The 25,067-nt window shown below is 69.8% G+C and carries 21 protein-coding genes, 2 tRNA genes, 3 pseudogenes and 1 other annotated feature; of the genes and pseudogenes, 12 read left to right on the forward strand and 14 right to left on the reverse strand.

Translation table 11 applies throughout. From position 1 onward, the window contains the following. Window positions 1–97 precede the first annotated feature (97 nt). From pepN to POD19_RS10540, 3 genes and pseudogenes are all read left to right on the forward strand, one after another. A pseudogene (gene pepN, locus POD19_RS10530) lies at window positions 98–2,717 on the forward strand (aminopeptidase N). A 135-nt stretch (window positions 2,718–2,852) separates the two neighbouring features. Beyond that, a complete protein-coding gene (locus tag POD19_RS10535) occupies window positions 2,853–3,413 on the forward strand; it encodes an OsmC family protein (RefSeq protein WP_340309462.1) in 561 nt (186 codons plus the stop codon). Window positions 3,414–3,451: 38 nt separating this feature from the next. Beyond that, window positions 3,452–3,925 carry a globin gene (locus POD19_RS10540; protein WP_158184944.1) on the forward strand — a complete coding sequence of 158 codons (474 nt, stop codon included), beginning with the start codon at window positions 3,452–3,454 and terminating at the stop codon, window positions 3,923–3,925. 37 nt (window positions 3,926–3,962) lie between these two features. On the opposite strand, the gene POD19_RS10545 is transcribed toward POD19_RS10540, so the two are convergent. Beyond that, complete coding sequence (locus tag POD19_RS10545; RefSeq protein WP_044659098.1) at window positions 3,963–4,673, reverse strand: hypothetical protein; 711 nt, start codon at window positions 4,671–4,673, stop codon at window positions 3,963–3,965. Window positions 4,674–4,750: 77 nt separating this feature from the next. Between POD19_RS10545 and POD19_RS10550 the strand changes: the two genes are divergently transcribed. Beyond that, on the forward strand, window positions 4,751–5,770 hold the full coding sequence (locus POD19_RS10550) for an acyl-CoA thioesterase (protein WP_036316850.1): 1,020 nt from the start codon (window positions 4,751–4,753) through the stop codon (window positions 5,768–5,770). Window positions 5,771–5,854: 84 nt separating this feature from the next. On the opposite strand, the gene ettA is transcribed toward POD19_RS10550, so the two are convergent. Continuing rightward, window positions 5,855–7,537: an energy-dependent translational throttle protein EttA gene (ettA, locus tag POD19_RS10555; protein WP_060974242.1), complete on the reverse strand. Its 1,683-nt coding sequence runs from the start codon at window positions 7,535–7,537 to the stop codon at window positions 5,855–5,857. Window positions 7,538–7,628: 91 nt separating this feature from the next. After that, window positions 7,629–8,177 (reverse strand): single-stranded DNA-binding protein, encoded by a 549-nt coding sequence (locus tag POD19_RS10560; RefSeq protein ID WP_036316845.1) that lies wholly within the window; start codon window positions 8,175–8,177, stop codon window positions 7,629–7,631. A gap of 198 nt (window positions 8,178–8,375) precedes the next feature. Here POD19_RS10560 and POD19_RS10565 point away from each other — a divergent pair. After that, window positions 8,376–8,449 (forward strand) — tRNA-Arg (locus tag POD19_RS10565). 115 nt (window positions 8,450–8,564) lie between these two features. Next, a complete protein-coding gene (locus tag POD19_RS10570) occupies window positions 8,565–10,010 on the forward strand; it encodes a DUF2079 domain-containing protein (protein ID WP_060974243.1) in 1,446 nt (481 codons plus the stop codon). 36 nt (window positions 10,011–10,046) lie between these two features. Here POD19_RS10570 and POD19_RS10575 read toward each other — a convergent pair whose 3' ends face one another. The 3 genes and pseudogenes from POD19_RS10575 to mptB (POD19_RS10585) form a co-directional block, all read right to left on the reverse strand. Next, window positions 10,047–11,432: a glycosyltransferase family 87 protein gene (locus POD19_RS10575; protein WP_095353774.1), complete on the reverse strand. Its 1,386-nt coding sequence runs from the start codon at window positions 11,430–11,432 to the stop codon at window positions 10,047–10,049. Continuing rightward, a complete protein-coding gene (gene mptB / locus POD19_RS10580; RefSeq protein ID WP_254184108.1) occupies window positions 11,429–13,006 on the reverse strand; it encodes a polyprenol phosphomannose-dependent alpha 1,6 mannosyltransferase MptB in 1,578 nt (525 codons plus the stop codon). Before mptB (POD19_RS10580) ends, POD19_RS10575 begins: the two co-directional genes overlap by 4 nt. A 445-nt stretch (window positions 13,007–13,451) precedes the next feature. Continuing rightward, window positions 13,452–14,807, reverse strand: a pseudogene (mptB, locus tag POD19_RS10585) (polyprenol phosphomannose-dependent alpha 1,6 mannosyltransferase MptB); the annotation flags it as partial. A gap of 149 nt (window positions 14,808–14,956) precedes the next feature. Between mptB (POD19_RS10585) and orn the strand changes: the two are divergent. Both orn and POD19_RS10595 read left to right on the forward strand, forming a co-directional pair. Further along, on the forward strand, window positions 14,957–15,523 hold the full coding sequence (gene orn, locus POD19_RS10590) for an oligoribonuclease (RefSeq protein ID WP_340309463.1): 567 nt from the start codon (window positions 14,957–14,959) through the stop codon (window positions 15,521–15,523). A gap of 103 nt (window positions 15,524–15,626) precedes the next feature. Continuing rightward, window positions 15,627–15,699: transfer RNA gene (locus POD19_RS10595), tRNA-His, on the forward strand. On the opposite strand, the gene POD19_RS10600 is transcribed toward POD19_RS10595, so the two are convergent. The 5 genes from POD19_RS10600 to POD19_RS10620 form a co-directional block, all read right to left on the reverse strand. Then, on the reverse strand, window positions 15,695–16,303 hold the full coding sequence (locus POD19_RS10600; RefSeq protein ID WP_051995309.1) for a hypothetical protein: 609 nt from the start codon (window positions 16,301–16,303) through the stop codon (window positions 15,695–15,697). The genes POD19_RS10595 and POD19_RS10600 overlap by 5 nt on opposite strands. Window positions 16,304–16,423: 120 nt before the next feature. Then, a complete protein-coding gene (locus POD19_RS10605) occupies window positions 16,424–16,729 on the reverse strand; it encodes an IS3 family transposase (protein ID WP_161664814.1) in 306 nt (101 codons plus the stop codon). A gap of 19 nt (window positions 16,730–16,748) precedes the next feature. Continuing rightward, window positions 16,749–18,191 carry an IS30 family transposase gene (locus POD19_RS10610; protein WP_426316928.1) on the reverse strand — a complete coding sequence of 481 codons (1,443 nt, stop codon included), beginning with the start codon at window positions 18,189–18,191 and terminating at the stop codon, window positions 16,749–16,751. 19 nt (window positions 18,192–18,210) lie between these two features. Next, window positions 18,211–18,873 carry an IS3 family transposase gene (locus tag POD19_RS10615; RefSeq protein ID WP_161664812.1) on the reverse strand — a complete coding sequence of 221 codons (663 nt, stop codon included), beginning with the start codon at window positions 18,871–18,873 and terminating at the stop codon, window positions 18,211–18,213. Further along, window positions 18,787–18,915: a sequence feature (AL1L pseudoknot), on the reverse strand. It overlaps the preceding gene by 87 nt. Next, window positions 18,876–19,193 (reverse strand): transposase, encoded by a 318-nt coding sequence (locus POD19_RS10620; RefSeq protein ID WP_036316833.1) that lies wholly within the window; start codon window positions 19,191–19,193, stop codon window positions 18,876–18,878. It overlaps the preceding feature by 40 nt. Before the next feature lie 297 nt (window positions 19,194–19,490). Here POD19_RS10620 and POD19_RS10625 point away from each other — a divergent pair, with 297 nt between their 5' ends. From POD19_RS10625 to POD19_RS10640, 4 genes are read left to right on the forward strand one after another with little or no spacing between them, the layout of a single operon-like run. Further along, on the forward strand, window positions 19,491–19,694 hold the full coding sequence (locus POD19_RS10625; RefSeq protein WP_080695906.1) for a helix-turn-helix domain-containing protein: 204 nt from the start codon (window positions 19,491–19,493) through the stop codon (window positions 19,692–19,694). A gap of 33 nt (window positions 19,695–19,727) precedes the next feature. After that, the gene (locus POD19_RS10630; RefSeq protein WP_144818393.1) at window positions 19,728–21,284 is read left to right on the forward strand and encodes a hypothetical protein; all 1,557 of its coding nucleotides are present in this window, start codon (window positions 19,728–19,730) and stop codon (window positions 21,282–21,284) included. After that, window positions 21,281–22,177: a DNA adenine methylase gene (locus POD19_RS10635; protein WP_051995169.1), complete on the forward strand. Its 897-nt coding sequence runs from the start codon at window positions 21,281–21,283 to the stop codon at window positions 22,175–22,177. The genes POD19_RS10630 and POD19_RS10635 overlap by 4 nt, the downstream gene beginning before the upstream one ends. A gap of 5 nt (window positions 22,178–22,182) precedes the next feature. Beyond that, window positions 22,183–23,010, forward strand: coding sequence for a hypothetical protein (locus POD19_RS10640; RefSeq protein WP_144818391.1), 828 nt, complete (start codon window positions 22,183–22,185; stop codon window positions 23,008–23,010). Here POD19_RS10640 and POD19_RS10645 read toward each other — a convergent pair. The 3 genes and pseudogenes from POD19_RS10645 to POD19_RS10655 form a co-directional block, all read right to left on the reverse strand. Then, window positions 23,007–23,744, reverse strand: a pseudogene (locus POD19_RS10645) (integrase core domain-containing protein); the annotation flags it as partial. The gene POD19_RS10640 and the pseudogene POD19_RS10645 sit on opposite strands and share 4 nt — an antisense overlap. A 181-nt stretch (window positions 23,745–23,925) precedes the next feature. Continuing rightward, entirely contained in the window at window positions 23,926–24,306 is a 381-nt protein-coding gene (locus POD19_RS10650; protein WP_051995170.1) for a hypothetical protein, read from the reverse strand. 26 nt (window positions 24,307–24,332) lie between these two features. Further along, the gene (locus tag POD19_RS10655) at window positions 24,333–24,989 is read right to left on the reverse strand and encodes a hypothetical protein (RefSeq protein WP_051995171.1); all 657 of its coding nucleotides are present in this window, start codon (window positions 24,987–24,989) and stop codon (window positions 24,333–24,335) included. Window positions 24,990–25,067: the final 78 nt, after the last annotated feature.

Here is a 25,067-nt window from a genome sequence, read left to right on the forward strand (position 1 = left end):
CTGGGGAGCACCGTGCCATGGCCCCCATCACAGGCGCCCGGCCGTGCCGCATCCACCCGACCCCAGGAGGAGTCCGACCGTGACCACCGCCGCCGCCATGAACATCACCCGCGAAGAGGCCGCCGCGCGCGCGGCCGCCCTCACCGTGGACGCGTACGAGGTGAGCCTGGACCTCACCCGCGGAGCGGAGCACTTCCACACGGCCACCACCGTGACGTTCGCGGCCACGCAGGACGCGGTGGGCACCCACACGTGGATCGACTTCGTGGCGGAGCAGGCTCCCACGGTGACCCTCAACGGCGAGGCCCTGGACGTGGCGGACTTCGACGGCGCCCGACTGCGGATCGGCCCGCTGGCGGCGCAGAACACCCTCGTGGTCGACGGGCTCGGGGACTACAGCAACACCGGCGAGGGCCTGCACCGGTTCGTGGACCCCGTGGACCAGGAGGTCTACCTCTACACCCAGTTCGAGGTGCCGGACTCCCGCCGCATGTTCGCGGTGTTCGAGCAGCCCGACCTCAAGGCCGCGTTCCGCTTCACGGTGACCGCGCCGGCGCACTGGGCCGTGGTGTCCAACCAGCCGGAGGCCTCCCGCCGCACCCTCGGCGTCGTGGCGAACGAGGAGAACCCGCAGGGGGTGGACGCCGCGGTCTGGGAGTTCAAGCCCACCCCGCGCATCCTCCTACATCACCGCGCTCGTCGCCGGCCCGTACGCCTCCGTGCACTCGGAGCTGACCAGCGCCGACGGCCGCACGATCCCCCTCGGCGTCTACTGCCGCGCGTCGCTGGTGGAGCACCTGGATGCGGAGAACGTCTTCGAGCTCACCCGCCAGGGATTCGAGTTCTTCGAGGCCCAGTACGGCCACGCCTACCCGTTCGAGAAGTACGACCAGCTGTTCGTGCCCGAGTTCAACGCCGGCGCGATGGAGAACGCCGGTTGTGTGACCTTCCTCGAGTCGTACGTCTTCCGCGGGACCGTGCCGGAGGCGCTGATCGAGCGCCGCGCCATCACGATCCTCCACGAGCTCGCCCACATGTGGTTCGGCGACCTGGTCACCATGCGCTGGTGGAACGACCTGTGGCTCAACGAGTCGTTCGCCGAGTTCATGTCCACGCTCGCCGCCGCTGAGAACACGCAGTACACCGGCGCCTGGACCACCTTCTCCTCCATGGAGAAGAACTGGGCCTACCGCCAGGACCAGCTCTCCTCCACGCACCCCATCAAGGCCCGGATCCGCGACCTCGACGACGTGCTCGTCAACTTCGACGGCATCACCTACGCCAAGGGCGCCTCGGTGCTCCGCCAGCTCGTGGCCTGGGTGGGCCAGGAGAACTTCATGGTCGGCGTCCGCGCGTACATCGCCAAGCACGCGTGGCAGAACACGGAGCTGCCGGACCTCATGACCGAGCTCGAGGCCGCGTCCGGCCGCGACCTGTCCGAATGGACCCGCGTGTGGCTCGAGACCTCGGGCGTGAACACGCTGCGCACCGAGGTGGAGACGGATGAGGCCGGCACCATCACCGCGCTGCGTCTGCGCCAGAGCGCCCCGGACGGCTCACCGTCGGCGCCCGGCGACGACGTGCTCCGCCCCCACCGTCTGGCCGTGGGCTTCTACGACGTGGACGAGGCCACCGGCCGCCTGATCCGCACCGAGCGCTTCGAGCTCGACGTGGCCGGGGAGGTGACCGAGGTCGTCGAGGCCGCCGCCCGCCGTCGTCCCGCCGTGATCCTGCCCAACGACGACGACCTGGCCTACGCCAAGCTGCGCCTCGACGACGCCTCGTGGGAGGCCGCGTCCACCCGTCTGAAGGATGTGGACGGCTCCCTGGCGCGCACGCTGCTGTGGGGGGCGGCCTGGGACACCGTGCGCGACGGCGAGGCCTCCGCCGCCTGGTTCGTCGACCTCGTCCTCGCCAACGTCGGCCACGAGCGGGACTCCTCCGTGGTGCAGACGCTGCTGCGCCAGCTCGCGACGGCGATCGGCCTGTACCTGCCCGAGGACCAGGCCGAGGCCGTGCGGGTCGCGGCGGCCGACCGTCTGTGGGGCCTCGTCGCGGAGGCCGAGGACGGCTCGGACAACCAGCTGCAGTTCGTCAAGGCGTTCGCCCTGCACGCGCGCACCACGGCGCAGCTGGACCGCCTGTCCGCCCTCGTCGACGGCACCCGCACCGTGCCCGGGCTGGACCTCACCACGGACCTGCGCTGGGAGCTGCTCACCGCGCTGGTGGCGGCCGGCCGCGCCGGGGAGGCCGAGATCGCCGAGGCCGAGCGCGCCGACGCGACCGCCACGGGCGCGCTCGCCGCGATCCAGGCCCGGGCCGCCGTGCCGACGGCCGAGGCGAAGCGCGCGGTCTGGGACCGGGTGATGGCCGGCGAACTGTCCAACACGGAGCAGCGCCAGGCCCTGATCGGGTTCGCCCGGGTCCATGACGCCGCGCTGATCGCGCCCTTCGCGGACGCCTACTTCGAGGGCGTCGAGGCGATGTGGGACTCCCGTTCTCACGAGATGGCCGAGACCGCCGCGACGCTGGGCTACCCGACCGCCCAGGTCACCCGGGAGATCGCCGACCGCGCCACCGCCCTGTCCGAGCGGCTGGCCGGCACCCGCGCGGGGCTGTCCCGCGTCCTCGCCGAGGGCCGGGACGAGACCGTCCGCGCCCTGGCCGCGCGCGAGCACGCGACGGCGCACGTGCATCAGGTCCACGCCGGGGCCTGAGCCGGACGGCGGCGGCAGCCGCGGCTGACGCCTCTGCTGGCGCCTGCGGGGCGGTGCTGGTGGGCATTCCACGGAAGATGCCCTCCAGCACCGCCCCGGCCGCCGTCGAGGCGCGGGCTGGCTAGGCTGGAACCCATGAAGCACACCTTCTCCCTGCGCACCGAGTGGACGGGCGACCGCGGCTCGGGCACCTCCGGCGTCCGCGACTACGACCGCTCCGTGGTGATCCAGGACGCCGCCGTCGGCGAGATCCAGGCCTCGGCCGCCCGCCCCTTCCGCGGCGACGACTCGAAGTGGAACCCGGAGACCCTCCTGCTCGGCGCGCTCGCCGAGTGCCACGTGCTCTCGTACCTCCATGTCGCGGCGACCTCCGGGGTCGTGGTCACGGGGATGACGTGCGGGGTCGAGGGCGAGCTCGAGGTGGACGGCGACGGCGCCGGGCGGTTCATCGCGATCACGCTGCGGCCCGAGGTCACGCTGCAGGACGAGGCCGACCGGGAGCGGGCCGAGGCCCTCCACGCCGAGGCGCACCGGCTGTGCTTCATCGCGAACTCGCTCTCGGCCCCGGTCACCGTCGAGCCGGTCCGCCCCGAGGCCCTGCCCACCGGCACGCCGACGCTGCCGGACCACTCCGCGCGCCTGGGCGCCCCCTGGCGGTGCTGCGGCCGCGCGTCGCCAAGGGCCCGTCCCGTGTGACGGGCCTGGCGGAGCGGCCCACCGAGGTCGAGCCGGTGATGCAGGAGGGCACGCCCGCCCCGGTGGAGCAGGTGCGCGCCCGCGACGCCGCGGCGGGCCCCGCCGGTGCGACCCCGGGGACCCCGGCCGCGCCCGGTCAGGCCACCAGCTTCTACGACGCCGTCGGCGGCCGCCCGACCTTCGACCGGCTGACCGCCGAGTTCTACGCCCGCGTGCGCGAAGACGAGATCCTCGCCCCGATGTATCCGCAGGACGACTTCGAGGGCGCCCAGCGCCGGCTGCTGATGTTCCTGGAGCAGTACTGGGGCGGACCGCGGACGTACTCCGAGGAGCGCGGCCACCCCCGCCTGCGCATGCGCCACGCCTCGTATCGGATCGACCCGGCCGCGCGCGACGCGTGGCTGCGGCACATGCGCGCCGCCGTGGACACGCTGGAGCTGTCACCGCTGCACGAGGCCGAACTCTGGGACTACCTGGAGCGGGCCGCCCACTCCCTGCAGAACTCGGCCTGACCGGCCCGCGGTCCGCGCCCCGACATGGGGCGCGGGCTCACACCGCCATGGCGGGGCGGCCCAGTACGAAGCCGCCGGGGGCGTCCAGGCGCGTCCATGGCCCCGCCGTGCTGAGCCGGGCGCGGCCGCCGGGCCGCAGGAAGCCCAGCGCGTGCGCGCCGAAGGCCATGCCGGCCGGGAACTGCAGAGCGTCGCCCCCGAGCAGGGGTCCCCACATCTGCGCCCGGATCTTGCGGACCAGCGCCTCCCCCGGGTTCTCGGGCAGGGCGTCCCGCACGGCGTCGGCGCCGCGCGTGGCCACTTCGGCCAGCTCCTCGTCGGCGACCTCGGCCACGGGCGTCCAGCCGCCGCGGGGCGGGGTCAGCGCGGTCCAGGTGACGTGCTCGCGGCCCGGCGGCACGGCGAACGCCAGGTCGACGGGGTCCTGGCCGCGCATCCGGGCGGTGCGCTCGGTGACGGAGCCCAGGGCGACGACGGCGTCCAGGTCCGCCACGCCGTCGGCGGTCGCCAGGGGCACGGTGCGCAGCCCCAGGACGACGGGCACCCCGTCTCCGAGCCCGGCCGGCTGCAGCACGGAGACCCACTGGGCGAGCATCGGGGTGCGGGAGCGCCCTGCCTCAGGCACGACGTGCAGGCGCATCCCCGTGTCGGCGACGCGACGGGCGCGGGTGGCCAGCTGCTCGAGGTCCCGCACAGCGCGGTCGTCGACGAAGCGGAGGACTGGTGCGGCGGCGGAGTGCTCGGTCATGCAAGCATTGTCCCAGGTCCGTCGCGTCCCGGGCCGCCCCGCCGTCGCGGGGTCCATCCACGTCGAAGGAGCCGTTCGTGCCGCAGCGCCATCCCCGTCCCCGCCCCAGTCGCGCACCGGGCCGTCCGGCCTCGGCCCCGAAGGACCCCACCGACGTGCTGCGCGGGATCCTGGAGCTGACGCCGGCCGCGCCGGACCCGGTGACGGGTCAGGTCCGCTTCACGGGCACGACTCCCCGGCAGACGCGCGGCCGGGTGTTCGGCGGCCAGGTGCTCGCCCAGTCGCTGGCGGCCGCCTCCCGCACGGTGCCGGGCGCCCGCCCCGCCCACTCGCTCCACGGCTACTTCATCCGCCCCGGGGACGCGCTGCAGCCCATCACGTTCACCGTCGAGACGCTGCGGGACGGCCGCTCCTTCTCCGTCCGCCGGGTGCTGGCCTCTCAGAACGAGAAGGCCATCCTCGCCCTGACCTGCTCCTTCCAGGAACCCGCCGGCAGCGCGCTGGACCACCAGGTGGCCATGCCCGAGGGCGTGCCCCGGCCCGAGGACCTGCCCACGACAGCGGACGTGCTGGGCGGCATCAACCACCCCGTGGCTCAGGAGTGGGCGTGGGCCCGGCCGTTCGACATCCGTCACGTCACCCCGGCCCTCTACGTGGACCCGGCCCCGGAGACCGAGAACCGCAACATGGTGTGGATGAAGACGTTCACGCCGCTGGCCGACGACCCCGCGCTGCACCGGGCGGCGCTCACCTACGCCTCGGACTACACGCTTCTCGAGCCGATCCTGCGGCAGCACGGCGTCGCCTGGATCCAGCCCGGCATGTCCGTGGCGTCCCTGGACCACGCGATGTGGTTCCACCGGCCCGCCCGCGTCGACCAGTGGCTGCTCTACGTCCAGGACTCCCCCAGCGCCCAGGGCGCGCGCGGCCTCGGCACGGGCGCCGTGTTCACCGAGGACGGGACGCTCGTGGCCACGGTCGCCCAGGAGGGCATGATCCGCCTGCCCGAGGGGGCCGCCGCCCGGCGGGCGCGCGTGCGTGGCGCGGCCCAGCGCATGGCCCTGCGGACGGTGCTGCGCCGCAGCTGGCGGCGCTGACCCCGCCCCGGCGCGACGACGGCCCGTCGCGATCACGTGATCGCGGCGGGCCGTCGTCGGCGCGGCGCCCGGGGGCGCGTCGGCTCAGTCGCGCGTGAGCTTGCGGTGCGTCATCCGGTGCGGGCGGGCGGCCTCGGGGCCGAGCCGATCGACCTTGTTGGCCTCGTAGGACTCGAAGTTGCCCTCGTACCAGTACCAGTTGGCCGGGTCCTCCGCGGTGCCCTCGTAGGCCAGCATGTGGGTGGCCACGCGGTCCAGGAACCAGCGGTCGTGCGAGACGACGACGGCGCAGCCCGGGAACTCGAGCAGCGCGTTCTCGAGGGAGGTCAGGGTCTCCACGTCGAGGTCGTTGGTGGGCTCGTCGAGGAGCAGCAGGTTGCCGCCCTCCTTGAGGGTCAGGGCCAGGTTCAGGCGGTTGCGCTCACCGCCGGAGAGCACGCCGGCCTTCTTCTGCTGGTCCGGGCCCTTGAAGCCGAACGCGGACACGTAGGCGCGCGAGGGCATCTCGACGTTGCCGACCTTGATGTAGTCCAGGCCGTCCGAGACGACCTCCCACAGCGACTTCTCGGGGTCGATGTTGGAGCGGGACTGGTCCACGTACGAGATCTTCACGGTCTCGCCGATCTTCAGCTCGCCGCCGTCCAGGGGCTCGAGACCGACGATGGTCTTGAACAGGGTGGTCTTGCCGACGCCGTTCGGGCCGATCACGCCGACGATGCCGTTGCGGGGCAGGGAGAAGGACAGGCCGTCGATGAGGACGCGGTCCCCGAAGCCCTTCTTCAGGTCCTTGGCCTCGATCACGACGGTGCCCAGGCGCGGGCCCGGCGGGATCTGGATCTCCTCGAAGTCCAGCTTGCGGGTCTTCTCGGCCTCGGCCGCCATCTCCTCGTAGCGGGCCAGGCGGGCCTTGGACTTCGCCTGGCGGCCCTTCGTGTTGGAGCGGACCCAGTCGAGCTCATCGGCCAGGCGCTTGGCGAGCTTGGCGTCCTTCTTGCCCTGCACCTCGAGGCGGGCGCGCTTGGTCTCCAGGTAGGTGGAGTAGTTGCCCTCGTACGGGTAGAGGCGGCCGCGGTCGACCTCCGCGATCCACTCCGCGACGTGGTCGAGGAAGTACCGGTCGTGGGTGACGGCGATGACGGCGCCCGGGTAGGAGGCCAGGTGCTGCTCGAGCCACAGCACGGACTCGGCGTCCAGGTGGTTGGTGGGCTCGTCGAGCAGGAGGAGGTCCGGCTTCTCCAACAGCAGCTTGCACAGCGCGACGCGGCGCTTCTCGCCACCGGAGAGGTTTGTGACCGGCTCGTCCCCCGGGGGCGTGCGCAGGGCGTCCATCGCCTGCTCGAGCTGGGAGTCGATGTCCCACGCGTCCGCGGCGTCGATGGCGGACTGCAGTTCGCCCATCTCCTCCATGAGGGCGTCGAAGTCCGCGTCCGGGTTCGCCATCTCCTCGGAGATCTGGTTGTAGCGCTGGATCTTGCCGTAGATCTCGCCGACGCCCTCCTGGACGTTCTCGAGCACGGTCTTGGACTCGTCCAGCTTGGGCTCCTGCATCAGGATGCCCACCGAGTAGCCGGGAGAGAGCCGCGCCTCGCCGTTCGAGGGCTCGTCCAGCCCGGCCATGATCTTCAGGATCGTCGACTTGCCGGCGCCGTTGGGGCCGACCATGCCGATCTTCGCCCCGGGGTAGAACGACATGGTGACGTCGTCCAGGATCAGTTTGTCGCCCACCTTCTTGCGGGCCTTGACCATCGTGTAGATGAATTCCGCCATGCGGCCCAGGCTAGTCGGTGGCCGCGGGATTCCACTCATCGTGCCGATCCCGCGACCACCGAGCCCGCTCCCCCTCCGTGCCGCCCCGTGGTCAGGCGACGCCGGCCGCCGCCGGCTCGCGCTCGGGGGCGCCCGCGTCCGACTCGTCCGGGCCGGGCGAGGCCGGGGCGTCGCCACCCTGGAACCCGTCCGGCAGGCCCGCGCTGAACCCGTCGCCGACCGCGCCGGCCCGTCCGCCCGACGCGTCGTCGCGCGGGGCCGACTCGGGGCGCGGCACGGCCGCGCGCTGGCTGCGCTGGAACGCCGCCGAGCCGAAGCCCAGGTCCAGCCCGACGGCGTCCGCCACCACGTCCACGGACGTGCCGGAGCGATCGCCCGAGGACCAGTCGCGGACCCGGAGTCGACCGGTGACGATCACGGGGTTGCCCTTCTTCACGGACTGGGCGGTGTTCGAGCCGAGCTGGCCGAACGCCGAGATGCTGTACCAGTTGGTGTGGGCGTCCACCCACTCGGCGGTCTCGCGGTCGAAGCGCCGCTCGGTGGTGGCCAGGCGGAAGCCGGTCACGGCGGCCCCCGATGCGGTGTGGCGGGTGGCGGGGTCCGTGGCCACGAAGCCGCGCACGGTGATGAGGTCCTGCATGGTGTGCCTCCTGGGCTGGGCCCCGGTGGGCGCCGGGGCGGGTCGTCGGCGCATCGGCTGATCCGCCATGGCCAGACAACCCCACCGCGGGGCACCCCGGCAGGATCGGGGCCGGTCTGGGGACGCGCGGAGGTCCCCGGGCGACTGTGCAGGAGCCGACGGCGCCGCGGCCGGCGGCCGTTAGACTGACACGGCCCAGCCCCAGTAGCTCAGCTGGACAGAGCAGCGGCCTTCTAATCCGCCGGTCGGGGGTTCGAATCCCTCCTGGGGCACCCAGACCAGGGGCGGAGCCGTCCGAGCACGCCCGACGACCGCCCGAAGGAGACCGTCCTGGACCGTCTGCGCTCCTGGCTCCGCGCCCCGCGACCCGCCGTCCCCGAGGTCCGTGTGACCCGTCGCGAGGGCGTCCAGCTGGCCGCCCTGCTCGTCGCGGCCGCGGCCCTGTACGTGACGCACTCCTTCCTGCGGTACGCCACCTACGAGGCCAAGGGCTACGACCTGGGCATCTTCGACCAGGTGGTGCGGCAGTACGCGCTGTTCAACGCCCCCCTCAGCTCCGTCAAGGGCGTGGACTTCCACATCCTCGGCGATCACTTCCACCCGATCCTCGCGCTGCTGGCCCCCTTCTACTGGGTGTGGCCGGACCCCCGCATGCTCGGCGTGGTCATGGCGCTGGCCCTCGCCGCGTCCGCCGTGCCGGTGTACCTGTTCGCCCGTCGTCGCACGGGACACGGGGTGGCCCTGGCCGCCGTCGCCGCCCTGCTGCTCTCCTGGCCCTTCCAGGCGATGGTGAACTGGGACTTCCACGAGGTCACCCTCGGCGTGCCGATCCTCGCCTGGCTCGTGTGGGCCCTGGACGGGCAGCGGGCGTGGCTCGCCACCGGCCTGGCGGCGCTGCTGCTCACGGTCCGAGAGGACATGGGCGTGACCCTGCTGGCCGTGGCCCTGGTGATGGCGATCCGGCGCTTCTGGCCGCAGGCCGCGGTCACCGCCGTGCTGGGTGTGCTCGGCTACTGGTTCGCCACGTCCGTGGTGATCCCCCACTACTCCCCCACCGGGGCGTTCGGCTACTGGCAGTTCACCGCCCTGGGCCCGGACATGCGCAGTTCGGTCCTGTTCCTGCTGACCCAACCGTGGAACGCCGTCGCGGTGCTGTTCGACCACCCGCTGAAGGTGGCCCTCTGGCTCCTGCACTTCGTCCCGCTGCTGTTCCTGCCGGTCCTGAGCCCGCTCACGCTGATGGCCCTGCCGATCCTGCTCTCGCGGCTGTTCAACGACCGCCTCAACGTGTGGGCCCCCGTGTACCAGTACGACGCGATCCTCGCCCCGCTGCTGCTCATGGCCGCGCTCGAGGCGGCCCACCGGCTGGCCGGACGCCGGGACACGCTGCGCCGGCTGCCCGCCGTCCTCGTCTCCACGGCGCTGGCCGCCGGTCTGATCGGCACCGCGTTCTTCCCGCAGGTGTACCCGCTGCACCGCACGATCGTCGGCGACATGACGATGACGCAGCACGCCCGCGACCTCGACCACGCGGTCGCGCTGATCCCGGACGGGGTGTGCGTCGAGGCCGCCGACAACGCCGTGCCGCACCTGACGGCCCGCACCCACGTCGGGCTGCACGGGGACATCGGAGACGAACTGGCCACGTGGATGATCGTGGACACCTCGGTGCCCGAGCTCGGCGGCTGGGACCCCCTCACCCCGGAGCAGGCACTGGCCCGCGCCGAGCGGCTCGGCTTCGAGCGGGTCTGGTCCGCGGGCGACGTCGTCGTCCTGCACCACCCGGACCGCGCGGTCTCGCCCACCTGCACGACGTACCTCGAACACCGCTGAGCCGCGCCCCACGGCGTCGGCGGACCCGCCCCGCCGTCAGCGGTCCGCGGACCCGCCGAGCGGCTGCAGGCCGCGTCCGGCCGGGGGCAGGAGCAGTCGGTCAGGTGCACCGGTGAAGACGCCGGCGTGTGGGTCCTCCGCCACCCCCGGGGCGATCTCGGGGGCGCCCTGGTCGAGGGCGGTGCGGCGCACCGGGTCACGGGCGGGGTCCAGGACGTCCTTGACCACCGTGGTCATGAGCCACACGAGGGCGACGATGTGCGCCACGATCCCCGAGGCGTACCAGGCGGTGATCCACCAGGCGCCGCCGGCGAACGCCCCGTCCGAGGTGATGCGGGCCGACTCCATCCACACCCCGCCCCAGTGGTAGACCTCCACGGCCTGCCAGATCCAGAACGCGCGCCACCGCGGCGTCGCGAGGACCACGAGCGGGATCAGCCACATCACGAACTGCGGCGAGTACACCTTCCCCCACAGGATGAAGGACGCCACGATCAGGAAGCACAGCTGGGCCATGCGCGGACGGTGCCGCGCCGCGAGGGCGAGGTAGGCGATCCCCGCGCAGCACACCAGGAACAGGCCGTTCTGGAGCGTCGTGAACGTCTCCCCGGACCATCCTGTCCAGGCCAGCGCCAGCCAGGTCGAGGAGAAGGAGACCGCGCGGTCCCCCGAGAACGTGTAGAAGCGGGACCACTGGTCGAACGCCGTCAGCATGAACGGGAGGTTCACGGCGAGCCAGGCCGCCGCCCCGGCCACGGCCGCCTTCACGAACCCGGCCCAGCGGCCCGTGCGCAGCGCCAGCACGAAGATCGCGCCGAAGAAGAACAGTGGGTACAGCTTCGTGGCGGTGCCGAGTCCGATGAGCATGCCGGCGAGGGTCGGACGGCCCGCCGTCCACGCCCACAGGGCCAGGGCGGCCAGCATCACGGCCCACAGGTCCCAGTTGAGCATCGAGGTGAGGATGATCCCCGGGGCCAGGGCCACGAGGAGGGCGTCCCGGGAGCGACCGCGGGCGGTGTACGCGGTCGCGACGACCAGCACGATCCAGCACAGCACCACGCCGATCGCGTTCACGTCGAAGTAGGTCACGGTGCGCTCGTGCAGGTCGCCGGAGACGGGCACGAACCACATGGTCACACCCGCGACCACGGCCAGCAACGCCGGGTACTCCATCCACTGCTCGGGCGGCAGCGGCGTGTAGAAGGGGAAGTGGCCGTCGGAGAGGCCACGCGTGGGGAACAGCTGGGCGAAGTCCGAATAGCACATGTGCGCGTGCACGCCGGGGGCCGCCCAGCCGTTCACGCGGCACCACTGCTTGGTCAGCACGCCGACGGCGGCAGCCACCACGGTCAGGCCGACGAGCAGGCCGACCCAGCGGGCGCTCGGGCGGGTCGGGGCGGGACTGCGGGGGTGGGAGGTCACGGTCTCTCCTGGGGGATGCGGGTGGACGAGGAGGCGGAGTGCGAGGCGGTCGACGGCGGCCCGTCGGGCGGTGCGTCCGGCGGCACGCCCGCCTCCGGAGGCGTCGACGACGCCGCCTCGGCCCGCGGCTCGACCACCTCCAGGGGAGGACGCCGCCGCCCGGGGAACAGGGGCGCGGTGACGGGATCGCGGTGGATGATCCATCCGATCCCCGCGAGCATCAGGACGAGGGTGAACACGCGGACGGCCAGGACCGGCAGCCACTGTGCCACCGAGAGCTGGTCCACCACGCCGACGCCGGTGAGCAGCAGCACCGCGAGCGCGGTGACCCACCCGAGCCAGCGGGGATGGTCGGCGCCCCACGGCAGCGGGCGGAGGGCGCACGCCAGCAGCGGCAGGACCCAGAGCAGGTACCACGGCTGGATGATCGGGGCGGTGGCGACGGCCACCACGAGCACGGCCGCCGCGCTGAACACCGGGTCCAGGGGGCGGCGGCGCAGGGCCAGCCACGCCGTGAAGCCGAGGGCCGCCACCGTCATCACGGTGTAGAAGGCCGCGGCCACGTCGCGCGCCCCCAGGGGCGTCACGGCTTCGACGACCGCGCCGAGCAGCAGGCCGAGCAGGCCCACGGGAGCGTACGGGAACGCCGCGTCCCCGCTCGTGAGCATGGCCGGCACCCAGCCGAACCAGAGGCCGGAGCCGGCGCCGAGGATCGTGAGGACGGCCAGGGAGATCACCGCCGTCGTGAACCACGGGCCGAGCCGGTCCCGCCGGCGCAGGCGCGGATCGGCCGCGCGGAACCGGGCCCAGCCGGTGGGCAGGAGCAGGGCCACGAAGGGCAGCACCAAAGCTGTCAGGGGCTTGATCGCGACGGACAGGGCGATCAGCACGATCCCCCACAGCGCATGCACGCGGCGGCGGGGCGGGCGGACCATGAGCAGGATGCCCGCGAGCATCAGCCCCGACATCAGCGCGTCATTGTGCGCGCCGGCGATCATGTAGAGCAGGAACAACGGGTTCGCCACGGCCACCCACGTGGCCCACGGCCCGCACCGGCCCGCGACGGCGGCCAGCCGCGGCACCGCCCACAGGCACAGTGCCAGGCCCGCCAGGGCGAGGAGGCGGAACGCCGTGACGGACAGTTCGATGCTGCCGCCCGTGGCCCGCCACGTCGTCTCGGCGAACAGCAGGAACAGCGGCCCGTAGGGGGACGGGGACTCGGCCCAGATGGAGTCCGCCCCCTGCATGAACCAGCCGGGCAGGGCGGACACGCCCTGGGAGTACGGGTCGAGACCCGACGCGAGGAGCCGGCCCTGCTGGAGGTAGGAGAACACATCGCGGGAGAAGATCGGCAGCGCGAGCATCAGCGGGGCGGACCACCACCAGGCGGCGTGGGCCACCAGCCGGCCGTGCTCCTCCCAGCGGCCCCGCAGCGCGCGGCCCAGCTCGAGCCAGGATCGGACGAGGAGCAGCGAGCCGGCGGCCAGCAGCACGGTGCTGAGCAGCACGCCGGGAAGGTAGACCCGCAGCGGGTTGAGCAGGGTGGTGCCGGAGAACACCGAGTCGGGCGTCATCGGCAGCCACCCCACGCCCCAGGAGCCCACCGTGATGAGCACGGACGCCCACGTGCCCCGGCGGACGGCCGCCTCCGGCTCGGGCTGCGCCGCCACGCGGCTCGGACGGGGCCCTCGGGCGCCGGTCGTCGCGGGGGCGGCGGGCCTCACTCCCCGGCTCCACGGGTCGAGGGGCGCCACGGAGCCGGGCCAGGCCGGCGCGCACGGCGGGGCGCACGTGCCAGTGGTCCTTCACGAACCGGCTGGTGCGGCGGTCCACGACGAGGATCCACAGCAGACACACGGCGGAGACGATCAGGGACACGGCCTTGACCTGGTCCGCGATGTCCAGGAACTGCCAGGTGAAGAGCTGGTCCGACGCGCCGAACGCCAGGAAGTAGCCGACCGTGAACACGACCCACTTGATCTGCCAGTTGTCCCGGATGCCGATCACGGCGAAGAACGGGAGCAGCCACAACAGGTACCAGGGCTGGATGATGGGCGAGAGGATCACCAGCGCGGTGAACGCCCAGGTCATGCGCGTCATCACGCGGTCCTGGCGGCCGAGGAACATCAGGGCCAGCACGATGAGCACCGAGAGCACGCGTCCGGCGGTCTTGTACACCCCCTCGACGGCCTGCACGTCCGCCCCCTGCCCGAGGAGCTCGCTCGCCCCCACCGTGATGAGGGACAGCATGCCGATCGGCCCCCACGGCACGGTGCCCGTGCCCGTGCCGACCATCACGGCCACCCAGCCGAAGCCGAAGCCGTTGAGCACGCCCACCAGGGCCATGAGGCCGAAGGAGATCCCGGCGGTGAGGGCCCAGAAGGCGAACCGGCGCGGCCATCGGGCCGTCGGGCCGGCCCACAGCAGGCCGATGAACGGGAGCAGCACGAGGGTGATGGGCTTGATGCCCAGGGACAGGGTGACCAGCACGACGCCGGCCACCCCCCACGCGACGGACTGCCCGGGTCGCTGGGGGCGGAGCGGATGTCCGGCGCGCAGCGCGCACCACGTGCCGGCCAGGGCGAGGCCGACCATGAGGGCGTCGTTGTGCCCGGACGCGACGAAGCTGATGGTGAAGAGCGGGTTGGCGGCGCTGATCCACTGCGCCCACGCACCGTTGACGCCCAGCCGGCGGGCGAGCAGCGGCACGAAGACCATGATCAGCGCGACGCCGGCCACCGCCACCAGGCGGAACAGGAAGATCGCCAGGTCCGGGTTCATGTCCCCCGAGATCGCGACGACGGCCTGCTCGATCCACAGGAAGATCGGACCGTACGGGGTCTCGGAGTCCGCCCAGGTCGCGTCCGCTCCGAGCTGGAACCAGTTGGACAGCGAGGAGATCGTGTCCACGTAGGGGTCCTGCCCCGCCACCATGAGACGGCCCTGCCCCACGTAGGCGAAGATGTCCCGGCTGAAGATCGGCAGTGCCACGACCTGGGGCAGGCACCACAGGACGGTGGCGAGGTTGACCGTGCGCAAAGCGCCGCGGCCGAAGGGGCGGATCGTCTGGCCCAGCCGCAGCCAGGCCCAGAACATCACCCAGCAGCCGAGGGTGAGGAGCACCGTGCCGGCCAGCACGCCGGTCTCCTGGGTGCGCCACGGGATCAGCCACTGCCAGCGGTTGATCGGGGAGGCCGAGGCCAGCCAGCCGACGGAGTACGAGCCCACCACCAGGAGGAGGGAGCCGAGGGTCCCCACCAGGATGGGCCACCAGTCCGCGCCGGCGACCTGGGGGTCCGCGCGGAGGCCGCCGACGCCGACGTACTCCGGCCGGTGGGCCGTGGACCCGGACGGACGCGGGGTCGACACGCTCATGCGACGGGTCCTTCCGTGCGGTCCTGCGTGGGCGCGCGAGGGCGCGGCTCGCTCGAATCTACCATCGTGACACGCGAGTAGCCTGGGGGCATGAGCGAGACGAGCACCCCCGCGCCGGAGAGCGCCCCCTGGTCTGGATCGACTGCGAGATGACCGGCCTGCACCCCCAGGTCGACGAGCTCGTCGAGGTGGCGGTGCTCATCACGGACGCCGAGCTGAACATCCTGGACGAGGGCATCGACCTGGTGATCCGTCCCTCCGCGGCCGCCCTCGAGCAGATGGACCCGTTCGTCCGGGACATGCACACCACCTCGGGCCTCCTGCCGGAGCTCGCGGAGGGCCTCGAGCTCGACGACGCCGCCGCGCGCGTCCTCGAGTACATCGCCGCCCGCGTGCCCGCCGGCAAGGGCCTGCTGGCCGGCAACACGGTGGGCCAGGACAAGCTGTTCCTCGCCCGCTACATGCCCGCCGTCGTCGACCACCTGCACTACCGGATCGTGGACGTGTCCACCGTGAAGGAGCTGGCCCGGCGCTGGTACCCGCGCGCCTACTACCAGGCCCCCGCCAAGACCGGCGGCCACCGCGCCCTCGGGGACATCAAGGACTCCATCACCGAGCTGCGCTACTACCGGGCCGCCGTCATGGCCCCCGCCCCCGGCCCCACCACGGAGGAGGCCCGCGCCATCGCGGAGGTGGTGTCCGGGGCGCAGGCCTGAGCAGGCACTCCCGGCCCCACTGCCCCGATTCGGCGCTGCGCGGGATCTCGTGTACTGTGGACCCCGCTGCGCCGCGCGGATCCGTCCGTGTGAAGCAGACATGGTGGGCGTAGCTCAGTCGGCAGAGCGTCTGGTTGTGGTCCAGAAGGTCGCGGGTTCAATCCCCGTCGCTCACCCTGAACGGGCGAGGTTCAAACCCTCGACCAGAGTCACCGCTCTGGTTTGGGTTTGGACCTCGCCCTTCTCCTTTGCTTCGGCCGCCCAGTTCAAGGCGTTGGCCTGGACCTCGGGATCGCAGAGCGTGTCGTAGGGCCGCTGGTACTCGACGCGGGGTTCGCCGTCGTCGTCAATGAAGATGGCGGTGAAGAACGCCTGGTTGCACAGACGACGGTTCGCGTCGTCGCACCGCCGGTAGATGTCCGCCGCGTGTGCGAGCAGCCCGATCGAGTCCTCCAAGTTCGCGCGAGCCTCGGCGTACTGGTCGTGGTGTGCAGCGATCCGATTGTTGATCGTCTCCAGCTCAGCGCCGATGCGGGCTTGTTCCTGCTTGAGCAGGTCCAGCGGCACGGCGTCGGCATAGTGCGCTTGCAGCAGCTTGACCCGCTCGTTGTCGAGACGATCACGGTCAGCGGCGAGGCCGGCCAACTCCTTGACGTCGGCAGCCATCAGCCGGTCGAAGGTGGCGTGGAGCATCCCGGCGACGTTTTGCCGGGTCTGTCCGTCGATCTGGATGGTCTCGTAGTAACCCCCGATCAGTCGCTCCACGTCCTCGATGAGCACGGCCTGCCGGGTGCAACCGCTCGTATCGCCGTGCCGGCCTGAGCACACGAAGTACGGGTAGACCTTGCCGTGACGGTTGCGGGAATGGCAGATGAGCAGCCGTGAATCGCCCCGGGTTTGTTAGAGGCTCGTAAGTGCCGTCCCGGCGGGCGCCGGCACGGGGTTCTCATGATGGTAGACGTCCTCGAACTCGACCGGAGGGACCAGCCTGATCTCGCCGTGCACACGACGATGGTTGAACCAGTCGATGTACTCCGCGACCGCGATCTCCAGGTCCTCGATGGACTTGAATGGCCCCTTGTTCCGGATCAGCTCCGCCTTGAACAGCGAGTTGAACGCCCCCGCGAGGGCATTGTCATACGAGTCCCCCGTCGAGCCGACTGAGGCGACTGCGCCGGCCTGGGCCAGCCGCTGGGTGTATCGCACGGCGACGTACTGGGCGGGTTCAACCGGTCGTTGCAACACCGTGCGTTGAGAGCGAGCGTAGCTGCTCGGCGAAGACCTCCGCGGGAGTCTTCCAGTCCAGGACCTTCCTGGGCCTGTTGTTCAGCGTGTACGCGACTGCTGCGAGGTCCTCGGCCGACCATCTCGACAGGTCCGTGCCCTTGGGGAAGTACTGCCGCAGCACCCCGTTCGTGTTCTCGTTCGTCGGCCGCTGCCACGGCGAGTGGGGGTCAGCGAAGAACACCTTCGTGCCCGTGGCCATCGTGAACTGGACATGCCCGGCCAGCTCCTTGCCCCGATCCCACGTCAAGCTCTGACGCAGCTGCTCCGGCACCGTCGCCATCGCCTTGATCAGGGCCGCGGTCATCGCCTCGGCCCCGTACCCACCCAGCGACGGCCCGTTCTTCACCGGCGGCCGCTCACCCCATCCCTCCAGGCGGGGCAAGCGGACCAGGATCGTGGCCCGGCTCTTGCGCTCGGCCAGAGTCCCGATCGCTGAACGCTCGGTCCCGATGATCAGGTCCCCTTCCCAGTGCCCGGGCACAGCACGATCAGCGGCCTCGGGTGGGCGCTTGCTGAACACCACATCCTCGGTGACATGGCCCTGGGGCTTGTTCCGGGAACGTGCCCGCGGCTCGCGCAGAGCCCGCCCGGTACGCAGGCACGCGACGAGCTCACGCTTGAGCGCCCCACGCCCCTGGATGAACAGCGACTGATAGATCGCTTCATGAGAGATCCGCATGGACTCATCATCAGGGAACTCCAGGCGCAGCCGGCGGCTGATCTGCTCAGGGCTCCACGCCGTAGACCACCGACGATCCGCCCGGCGCGGTTTCATCTTCCGCCCCTTAAAACCGGCCCCGACCGGTCCCGGCACGGCCACGCCATCGGGGCCCAGGACCATCCCGTTCAGCCGTGCCTGGACGTAGTCGTGCAGTCGCTGGTTCGTGGCCAGCTTCGCCGGCTTGGGCCGCCTGGCAGCTTCCTGGGCCTTCCACTGCGCCACCGTGGCCCGGTACTCCTGCTTCCCGGAACGAGTGGCGCAGTTACGGCGCAGCTCACGGCTGATCGTGCCGGGATCACGTCCCAGCGTGCGTGCGATCTGACGGACCCCCTGGCCCTGGGCATGGAGGATCGCGAGCTCCTCACGCTCAGCGAAGGACAGATACCGGCCGGTGGGCTCGGCTAAGGACAGCGGGGTCATCCCGCCAGCGTGACGGAACCAGCGCGCCCCGACGGGCCAGGACACGCCCACAGTCAGGGATGCCTCGACCGTCGTAACGCCGGTGGCGATCACACGCCAGAACTGGCGTTGGACCTCCCGTGAGGGCTGCGGCCTGCCAGGAGAGCGCATCGGGGCCCGCAAGGCCCGATCCGCTCTCCACTGTCGACGTGTCCCCTCGGGCACGTCACTGATCTTCCTCGCCCAGTCCTTGCTTGCCATCGCCCATACCTCCAGTGATTCAGAGAGGGTGTTGCGACGACCGATTGAATCCACCCTGGACTCCTTTATCGCTGTGATGTTTATCGCTGTGATGCCGTAGCCCGGCCACGTCGTGGCCTGCGCGCTGACGCGTCCAGAACGCCATCTCCAACGCGTCCAGGGCCAGGTCCGTGCGCAGCGACTTCGACAGCTGCCAGCCCAGCACCCGTCGGGAGAACACGTCGATGATGAACGCGGCGTACACCCATCCGCTGAAAGTGCGGCAGTAGGTGATGTCAGCGACCCACAGCTGGTTCGGAGCCGCCGCGGTGAAGTCTCGCTGGACCAGGTCTTGACGCTCATCCGGGCCGCGGCCTGGGACCGTGGTCCTCGGTCCCTTCGCGCGGCTGATCCCGCGCAGGCCTGCGGCTCGCATGAGCCGCTCCACCGTGCACCTGGCCACCTGCAGGCCCTCCCTCCGCAGTTGCGCGTGGACCTTCCGGGCCCCGTAGACCCCGTAGTTGGCCTCATGCACCCGCCGGATTTCCACGAGCACCTGCTCATCGCGCAGGCTGCGCACTGAAGGAGGGCGCGTCTTGGCCGCGTAGTACGTGCTCGGTGCGATCTGTGTGCCTGCCGCGGACAGCGTGGCGCAGATCGGCTCGACACCGAACGCGTGTTTGTGTTCGTCGATGTAGTCCACGATCAGCGCTGTGGGCGGTCGAGCTCCGCCGCGAAGAAAGCCGACGCCGAGCGCAGGATCGCGTTCGCCCGCCGTAGTTCACGGTTCTCCTTCTCCAGCTCGGCCACCCGGACGGCTTCGCTGGTCGTGATTCCGGGGCGGTGGCCGTGGTCGATCTCGGCTTGGCGGACCCAGTTGCGCAGCGTCTCGGGATTGATCCCGAGCTGTTCTCCTACGCGGCGGAATGCTCCGGTCCTCGTGGCGGGGTCTTGACGGGCTTCCAGCGTCATCCGCGTGGCGCGTTCGCGGAGCTCGTCGGGGTACTTCCGTGGTGCGGGCATGCTCTGCATCCTTCCGTTGGATCAGAGCCTCCACCAGACCCGGAGCGATTCACAACGTGTGCCTGCGGGATCCCGTCGTGCAGGTGGCGGTGGACCATCCTGAGACGGCCGGTGGGGGTCAGGGGTGCGTTAGCGTGAGTCATGAGTGGGTCTTTTCGGGCTGGTGGGTTGTTGAGGAACTTCCATCCTGCGGGAGAGGCCCGCTCGTCTCATCTCAGCCCGTACCCCGTGGCAAGAACCTCATGACCCACAACAGCTAGTGTGAAGATGCGTCCCGCTCAAGGAGGCTATGGGAAGATGGCGGAAGAACAGGAAGTTCTGACTGCGGAGGAGGCAGCAGCACTGCTGCGAGTCTCAACCAAGACTGTGCTCGCACTGGCGCGCGCAGGCTCCCTTCCTGGGGAGAAGGTCAGCCGCGCCTGGCGCTTCGTGCGAAGCGATGTCCTCGACTACGTGCGCGGCGCAGGGGCACCGAAGGGGGATGAATCGCATGGCAGGTAGGCCACAGCGTGGACCGACAAGCACAGCGAACGGATGGAGTCCGAGCGCATGCTAGACACGTCCAAATGGCCCACGATCGAGCTGGATGTTCTGAAAGAAGTTCACCTCGACCCGAAGAACGTTCGCCTGGAGATAGCCGACGCCAAGGTCGAAGCAGACATCATCGAAGACCTCTTCGTCAATGAAGACGCACTCGGGCTCGTTGAAGGCATCTGCAAGATCGGCTACCTGACTCACGAGACACCCGTCGTACTCAAGCGCCGCGGCAAGTACGTAATGGTTGAAGGTAACCGCCGCCTCGCGGCGCTCAAAGCGATCCAAAACCCTATGCTGGTGCCTGACTTCCAGGCCAGGATTTCCGCACAAGCATCCGTGCTGCCGGACCGGACCGCCCTCTCGAAGGTGCGGGTCATGGTCGCTCCCAACCAGACCGAAGCCGACCAGCTCATCGCGGCAATCCACACCGGCAACCTGCGGAAAGCGTGGAGTCCCAGCAGGCAAGCTGCCTTCTTCCAGGCACAGATCGACTCCGGCAGGAAGCTCAGCGACCTGCTCGTGCGGTACCCGACCATCGACGTCCGCAAGTTTGTCTTTCGCGCCCACATCATCAACCTCTTCAAATCGGTCAAGTACGAAGATGCTGAACTCCAAGACTTCTTGGCGACGAAGAAGTGGGCAAGGGGCCTCTCTACCTTGGCGCGCATCTACGAATCCAAAGAGTTCCTTGCTCTCACCGGACTCGCGATGGACACGAACGGCGATATTTCCAAGACCATCTCGGATGCAACTTTCAAAGACATCGCCACGGCCATCGTGCGGGGCATGTTCGAGGAGAACATCAACACCCGCAGCCTGAACTCCGTCAGCAGCCCTCGCTACACACAGTTGATGAAAGAACTCCGCCAAATCGTAGCGGACGCCAATGACGTCGCGGCGCCTGCCGGTGGCACTGGTTCAACCGCGGGTTCTGGCGGCGCATCCGGCGGGACGACAACCACGGGGGTACCCGGCGGCACAGGCGGAACCACTGGCACCGGAGGAACGGCTGGGCTTGGCGGAACGACCGGCACCGGGAGCGGCACTGGCTCAGCGCCGACGAACAAGCCGACCACGAAGAAGGCACCTCCCGCCAAGAAGAAGAAGCCGCGCAACCTCGACCTGGGCCAGGTCAAGGCTCCCGACTCATACCCAGAAGCGCTCAAGTCGCTGCTAGGCGAACTGTCTGAGGTTGATGTTCAGAAGTTCCCGAACGGAACCTTCCTCATGACGCGCGCAGTCTTGGAGAAGTCGATCAAGGCCTTCGCCGAGGCGAAATCCATCGACATCAAGGCCACGGGAAACAACCAGAATGGTCGGGTGCAACTCGGACACGCACTGAACTGGCTCTTGGACTACGTAAAGACCAATGGACCCACTTACCTGATCCAGGTGATCGAGGGAGTACGAACCGGCAAGCTCGTCGTCTACACCAACTCCGGCGATTCCCTCAATGCCATCAACCACAATCACCACTTCATGGTTGATGCCGACCAAGCGTTCTCAATGTGGGCGTCGATTGATTCCTTGATGAGACACCTGATGAAGCCATGACCACTGCAAGCATTCGAATCTCCACCCGCCGGCCACGGGTCTCACCCCTCAGGTATCCCGGCGGGAAGTCCGCTCTGTATTCCAGATTGCGGAAGATGATCCGCGATATGGATCTTGCAGGATGCACCTACGTTGAGCCCTACGCGGGAGGTGTTGGTGCTGGACTCGGACTCCTTGTAACCGGCCAGGTTGAACGTGTCGTCATCAATGATCTTGATCCCGCCATCCATGCCTTCTGGTCGACCGTTCAAGGGGAGGCTGGCTGGCTGATCGAACAAATCCACAAGGCCAAACTGGATGTCAAGGAATGGAGACGGCAGCGGGAGATATACGCCGCAGCTGACACATCCCAACTCCTAGAACTCGGATTCGCAACCTTCTACCTCAATCGCACCAACAGATCAGGCGTCCTCAATGGCGGACCGATCGGTGGCCTCAACCAGACCGGAAACTATAAGATTGACGCACGGTTCAACCGCCAAGGGCTGGCGGAGAGAATCAGAATCCTCTCACTCTACTCGGAGAGTATCGTTGCTACATCACGCGACGGCATAGACGTAATCCACGAATACGCAAAGCGGGACGATACCTTCATTTATGCAGACCCGCCATATTTCGAGAAGGCCGGTTCTCTGTACCTCAACGCCTTCGCACCGGCGGACCACGAGGCTCTGGCGCGAGTCCTCAACGAGCACGCTGACCGGCCCTGGCTCCTTACCTACGACAACGCCCCCCAGGTTGCCGACCTTTACGAGAAACGCAGAAGGCGTGAGTTCGAGTTGAACTATTCCGCTCACCGGGTGGGAAAGGCCACGGAAATCGCTGTCCTCTCCGACGTGTTGCCGGAGATCGGCGAAGGGTGGAATCTCTTGCCAAGCACAGCCGTCGACTGACGACGATGAACCGCGAACGACCAGACGAAGCACGGGCGCGGGCGCTGGTTGAGCGCGTGATGGATGTATCACTAGAGCACGCCGACAAGACCGGCGGTGTCGACTATCTTTCCCAAGACGGAACCGTGGCGCTTGAGGTCACGCGGTTCACGGATGCGGAGAAGCGACGCGGGCGAGCGGCGGCACGAGGTTCACGCGGCTCATCCGCTGCGTCATCGCGCCTACGGTCGTGTTGGGTCCTCATGGTCCCCGAAACTCAACCGAAGATGAAGAGCCTCGTGCAAGGTGCTCTTCCACACCTCCTTCTGCTCGAAGGAGTCGGTGAGACCTACTTCTCCAGCCATCAGGCGACGATCCATGTCCGGCGCGGTGGGCCATTATCCGGCGTGTACGAAGCTCTACTACAGGCAGGCGTCAAGCGTGCCGGCGCCCTTGGTGACGACCCCACACCGGAGAAATCACACATTCACCGTGTGGTGCTGAGCCTCGGAAGCAGTGGCACAGTTGGCGGCAACGACGAGGCGCTACAGGGGTTGGAAGCCGAACTCAACGCCCGGCAGGACAACCTTAAGAAGTTGTCTGCGACGGCGACAGAGGAGCGCCACTTGTTCGTGTGGTTGGACGACGACACTCCGTACGAGGTCGCCCGCCCGCTACACCGCTTGGCACCTGACCGAACACCCGGCGGAGAGATGGTGCCGTCGCGTCCGCCGCAACTTGATCCCATCGTCACCCACCTTTGGGTGGTAAGCGAAGAATCCGGACGAGGGTGGCTCTGGCACCGTGAAATCTGGACCTATCTCGCTGAGGACGACAAGCAGAACCGAGGCTAGGTGTAGGAGGGCATGACGTTGTTGACTCGGGTCGGTGCCAGTGAGGCCGGAGGAGCGTCTCCGCAGGAGGTATGAGGCCGATGGTAGTTGTAGTGGTTCACCCACACCGCCAGGGCCTCACGCCGAGCTTGCTCTGAGGTGTAGGGGCGGGCGTAGATGACCTCGTCCACCATCAGCCGGTTGTAGCGTTCGACCTTCCCGTTGTGGCGCGGGGTGTAGGGGCGGATCCGGTGATGCCGGCCCCCGAGCGAGACCACCTTCGCGGTGAAGTCCGCAGCCCGGTAGTTGTTTCCGTTGTCCGTGATCACCCGGTCCACGGTGATGCCGTGGGCGGCGAAGAACGCCCTCGCCCGGCAGAAGAACCCGATCGTGGTCACCGCCTTCTCGTCCTCCAACGCCTCGGTGTACGCCAGGCGGGTGTACCCGTCGATCGCCGAGTGCAGGTAGGTGTACCCGACCCGTCGGCCAGGCCCGCGTTTGGCCGCTCGCGCGTTCTCGGAGTCCCGGCCGTGAGCACGCCAGCCGCCCCCCTCGGGGATGCGCCCGATTTTCTTCACATCCAGGTGCACCATGTGCCCCGGCCCTCTCGCGGTGATCTTCTGTGGTCGTTGGCGCAGGTCCTCACCCGTGGGCGCGAGGTCTGGCAACCGGGAGATGCCCAGCCGGTGCATCCACCTCCCCACGGTGCGCAGGCACAGCTGGTGGTCTTCGGAGGCGAGGTGGTGATGGATGCGAATGCAACCCTGGTTGGTAGCCTCCGTCCACCGAACACGACCTGTTCAAACCGGGGCGCGTGGCCCACCGTCCCGCATGATTCGGCCAGGCCGGGGCGTGTCCAGCCGGGTTCAATCCCCGTCCCTCATCCCACACGAAGCGCCCGGAATCCTTGCGGATGCCGGGAGCTTCTTCGTGTGCTCAGTGATTCCCGGACGCTCGGCGCAGCCGCAGCGCGCCGATCAATCCGAGCACGAGGAACACGGCCGCGATGAGCAGTGCCCAGCGCGTCGCGTCGGCGAAGCCGGCCGTGAGCGCGTCGACGGCGGCCCCCGTGCGCTCCCCGAGCGGGCCGCGCTCCCCCTGCGCCCGCAGCTGCGGGATCGTGGTGCCGGCCGAGTCCCGCGTGGCCGCGGCGAGCGAGTCGGCCGCCGAGCCGGTGAGGCCGGCGTCGTCCAGGGCCGCGGGCAGCGTGGCGGCGAGGGCGATGGACAGGGTGGCCCCGGCGAACGCGGTGCCCAGCGCTGAGCCGATCTGTCGGACCGTGCTCTGCGTCGCGGAGCCCTGACCCGAGATCTCCACGGGGATGTCCTGGCAGACGGTGCCCGTCAGCTGCGCCGAGGCCAGGCCGCCAGGTGACGGGCCGCGGCGCCCGAGAGGAACGCGCCCGCGGCTATCGCGGCCAGGACCAGGCCCGCCCCCATCACGTCCAGGCCGAGCGGGTTGATGAGGTAGAGCGGCAGCACGAAGATGAGGGCGAACTCACCGACGGCGACCATGGCCGCGATGGCGTTGCCCCCGAGAACGTCGAGAACGTGAACAGTCCGAGATCGAGCAGGGCCGAGCGGCGCACCTTCTCGCGGTGCCGCTCCGACGCGACGAACAGTCCCAGGGCGAGCACCACGACCGCGAGCGCGAGCGCGAGGGGGACGATCGAGATCGGCGCGCGTGGACCAGACCCAGCCGAGGATCGTCAGGTCCTGCTTCGGGGTCCACCAGCCGAGGTCCGGGCCCTCGATGACGGCGAACACGAGCGCACCGAACGTGATGGCGCTGAGCAGGGCGCCGTCGACGTCGACGCCGGGACGCTTCTTCTCGCCGCGGGTCTCCGGGACGGGCAGCAGCGCGGCCAGCAGCACGGCGTAGAGGCTGTTCACCCACTGCGCGTCGGTGAGGTCCTGGTGCAGGTCGGCGATGATGGCGAGCGGGGCCGCCCGGCGGCCGAGTCCACGGCTCAGCGTCGCAGGGGCGACGCCGCCGGGCATCAACCGCTCGACGGATCCCCGGTCCGCTGCCGGGCGTAGAGTCGGCCGGTGAGGGCGTCGACCCGACGCCGCACCCCC

The sequence above is a fragment of the Micrococcus sp. GPGPB33 genome, from assembly GCF_037853785.1.
GTDB classification, from domain to species: Bacteria; Actinomycetota; Actinomycetes; order Actinomycetales; family Micrococcaceae; genus Micrococcus; species Micrococcus luteus.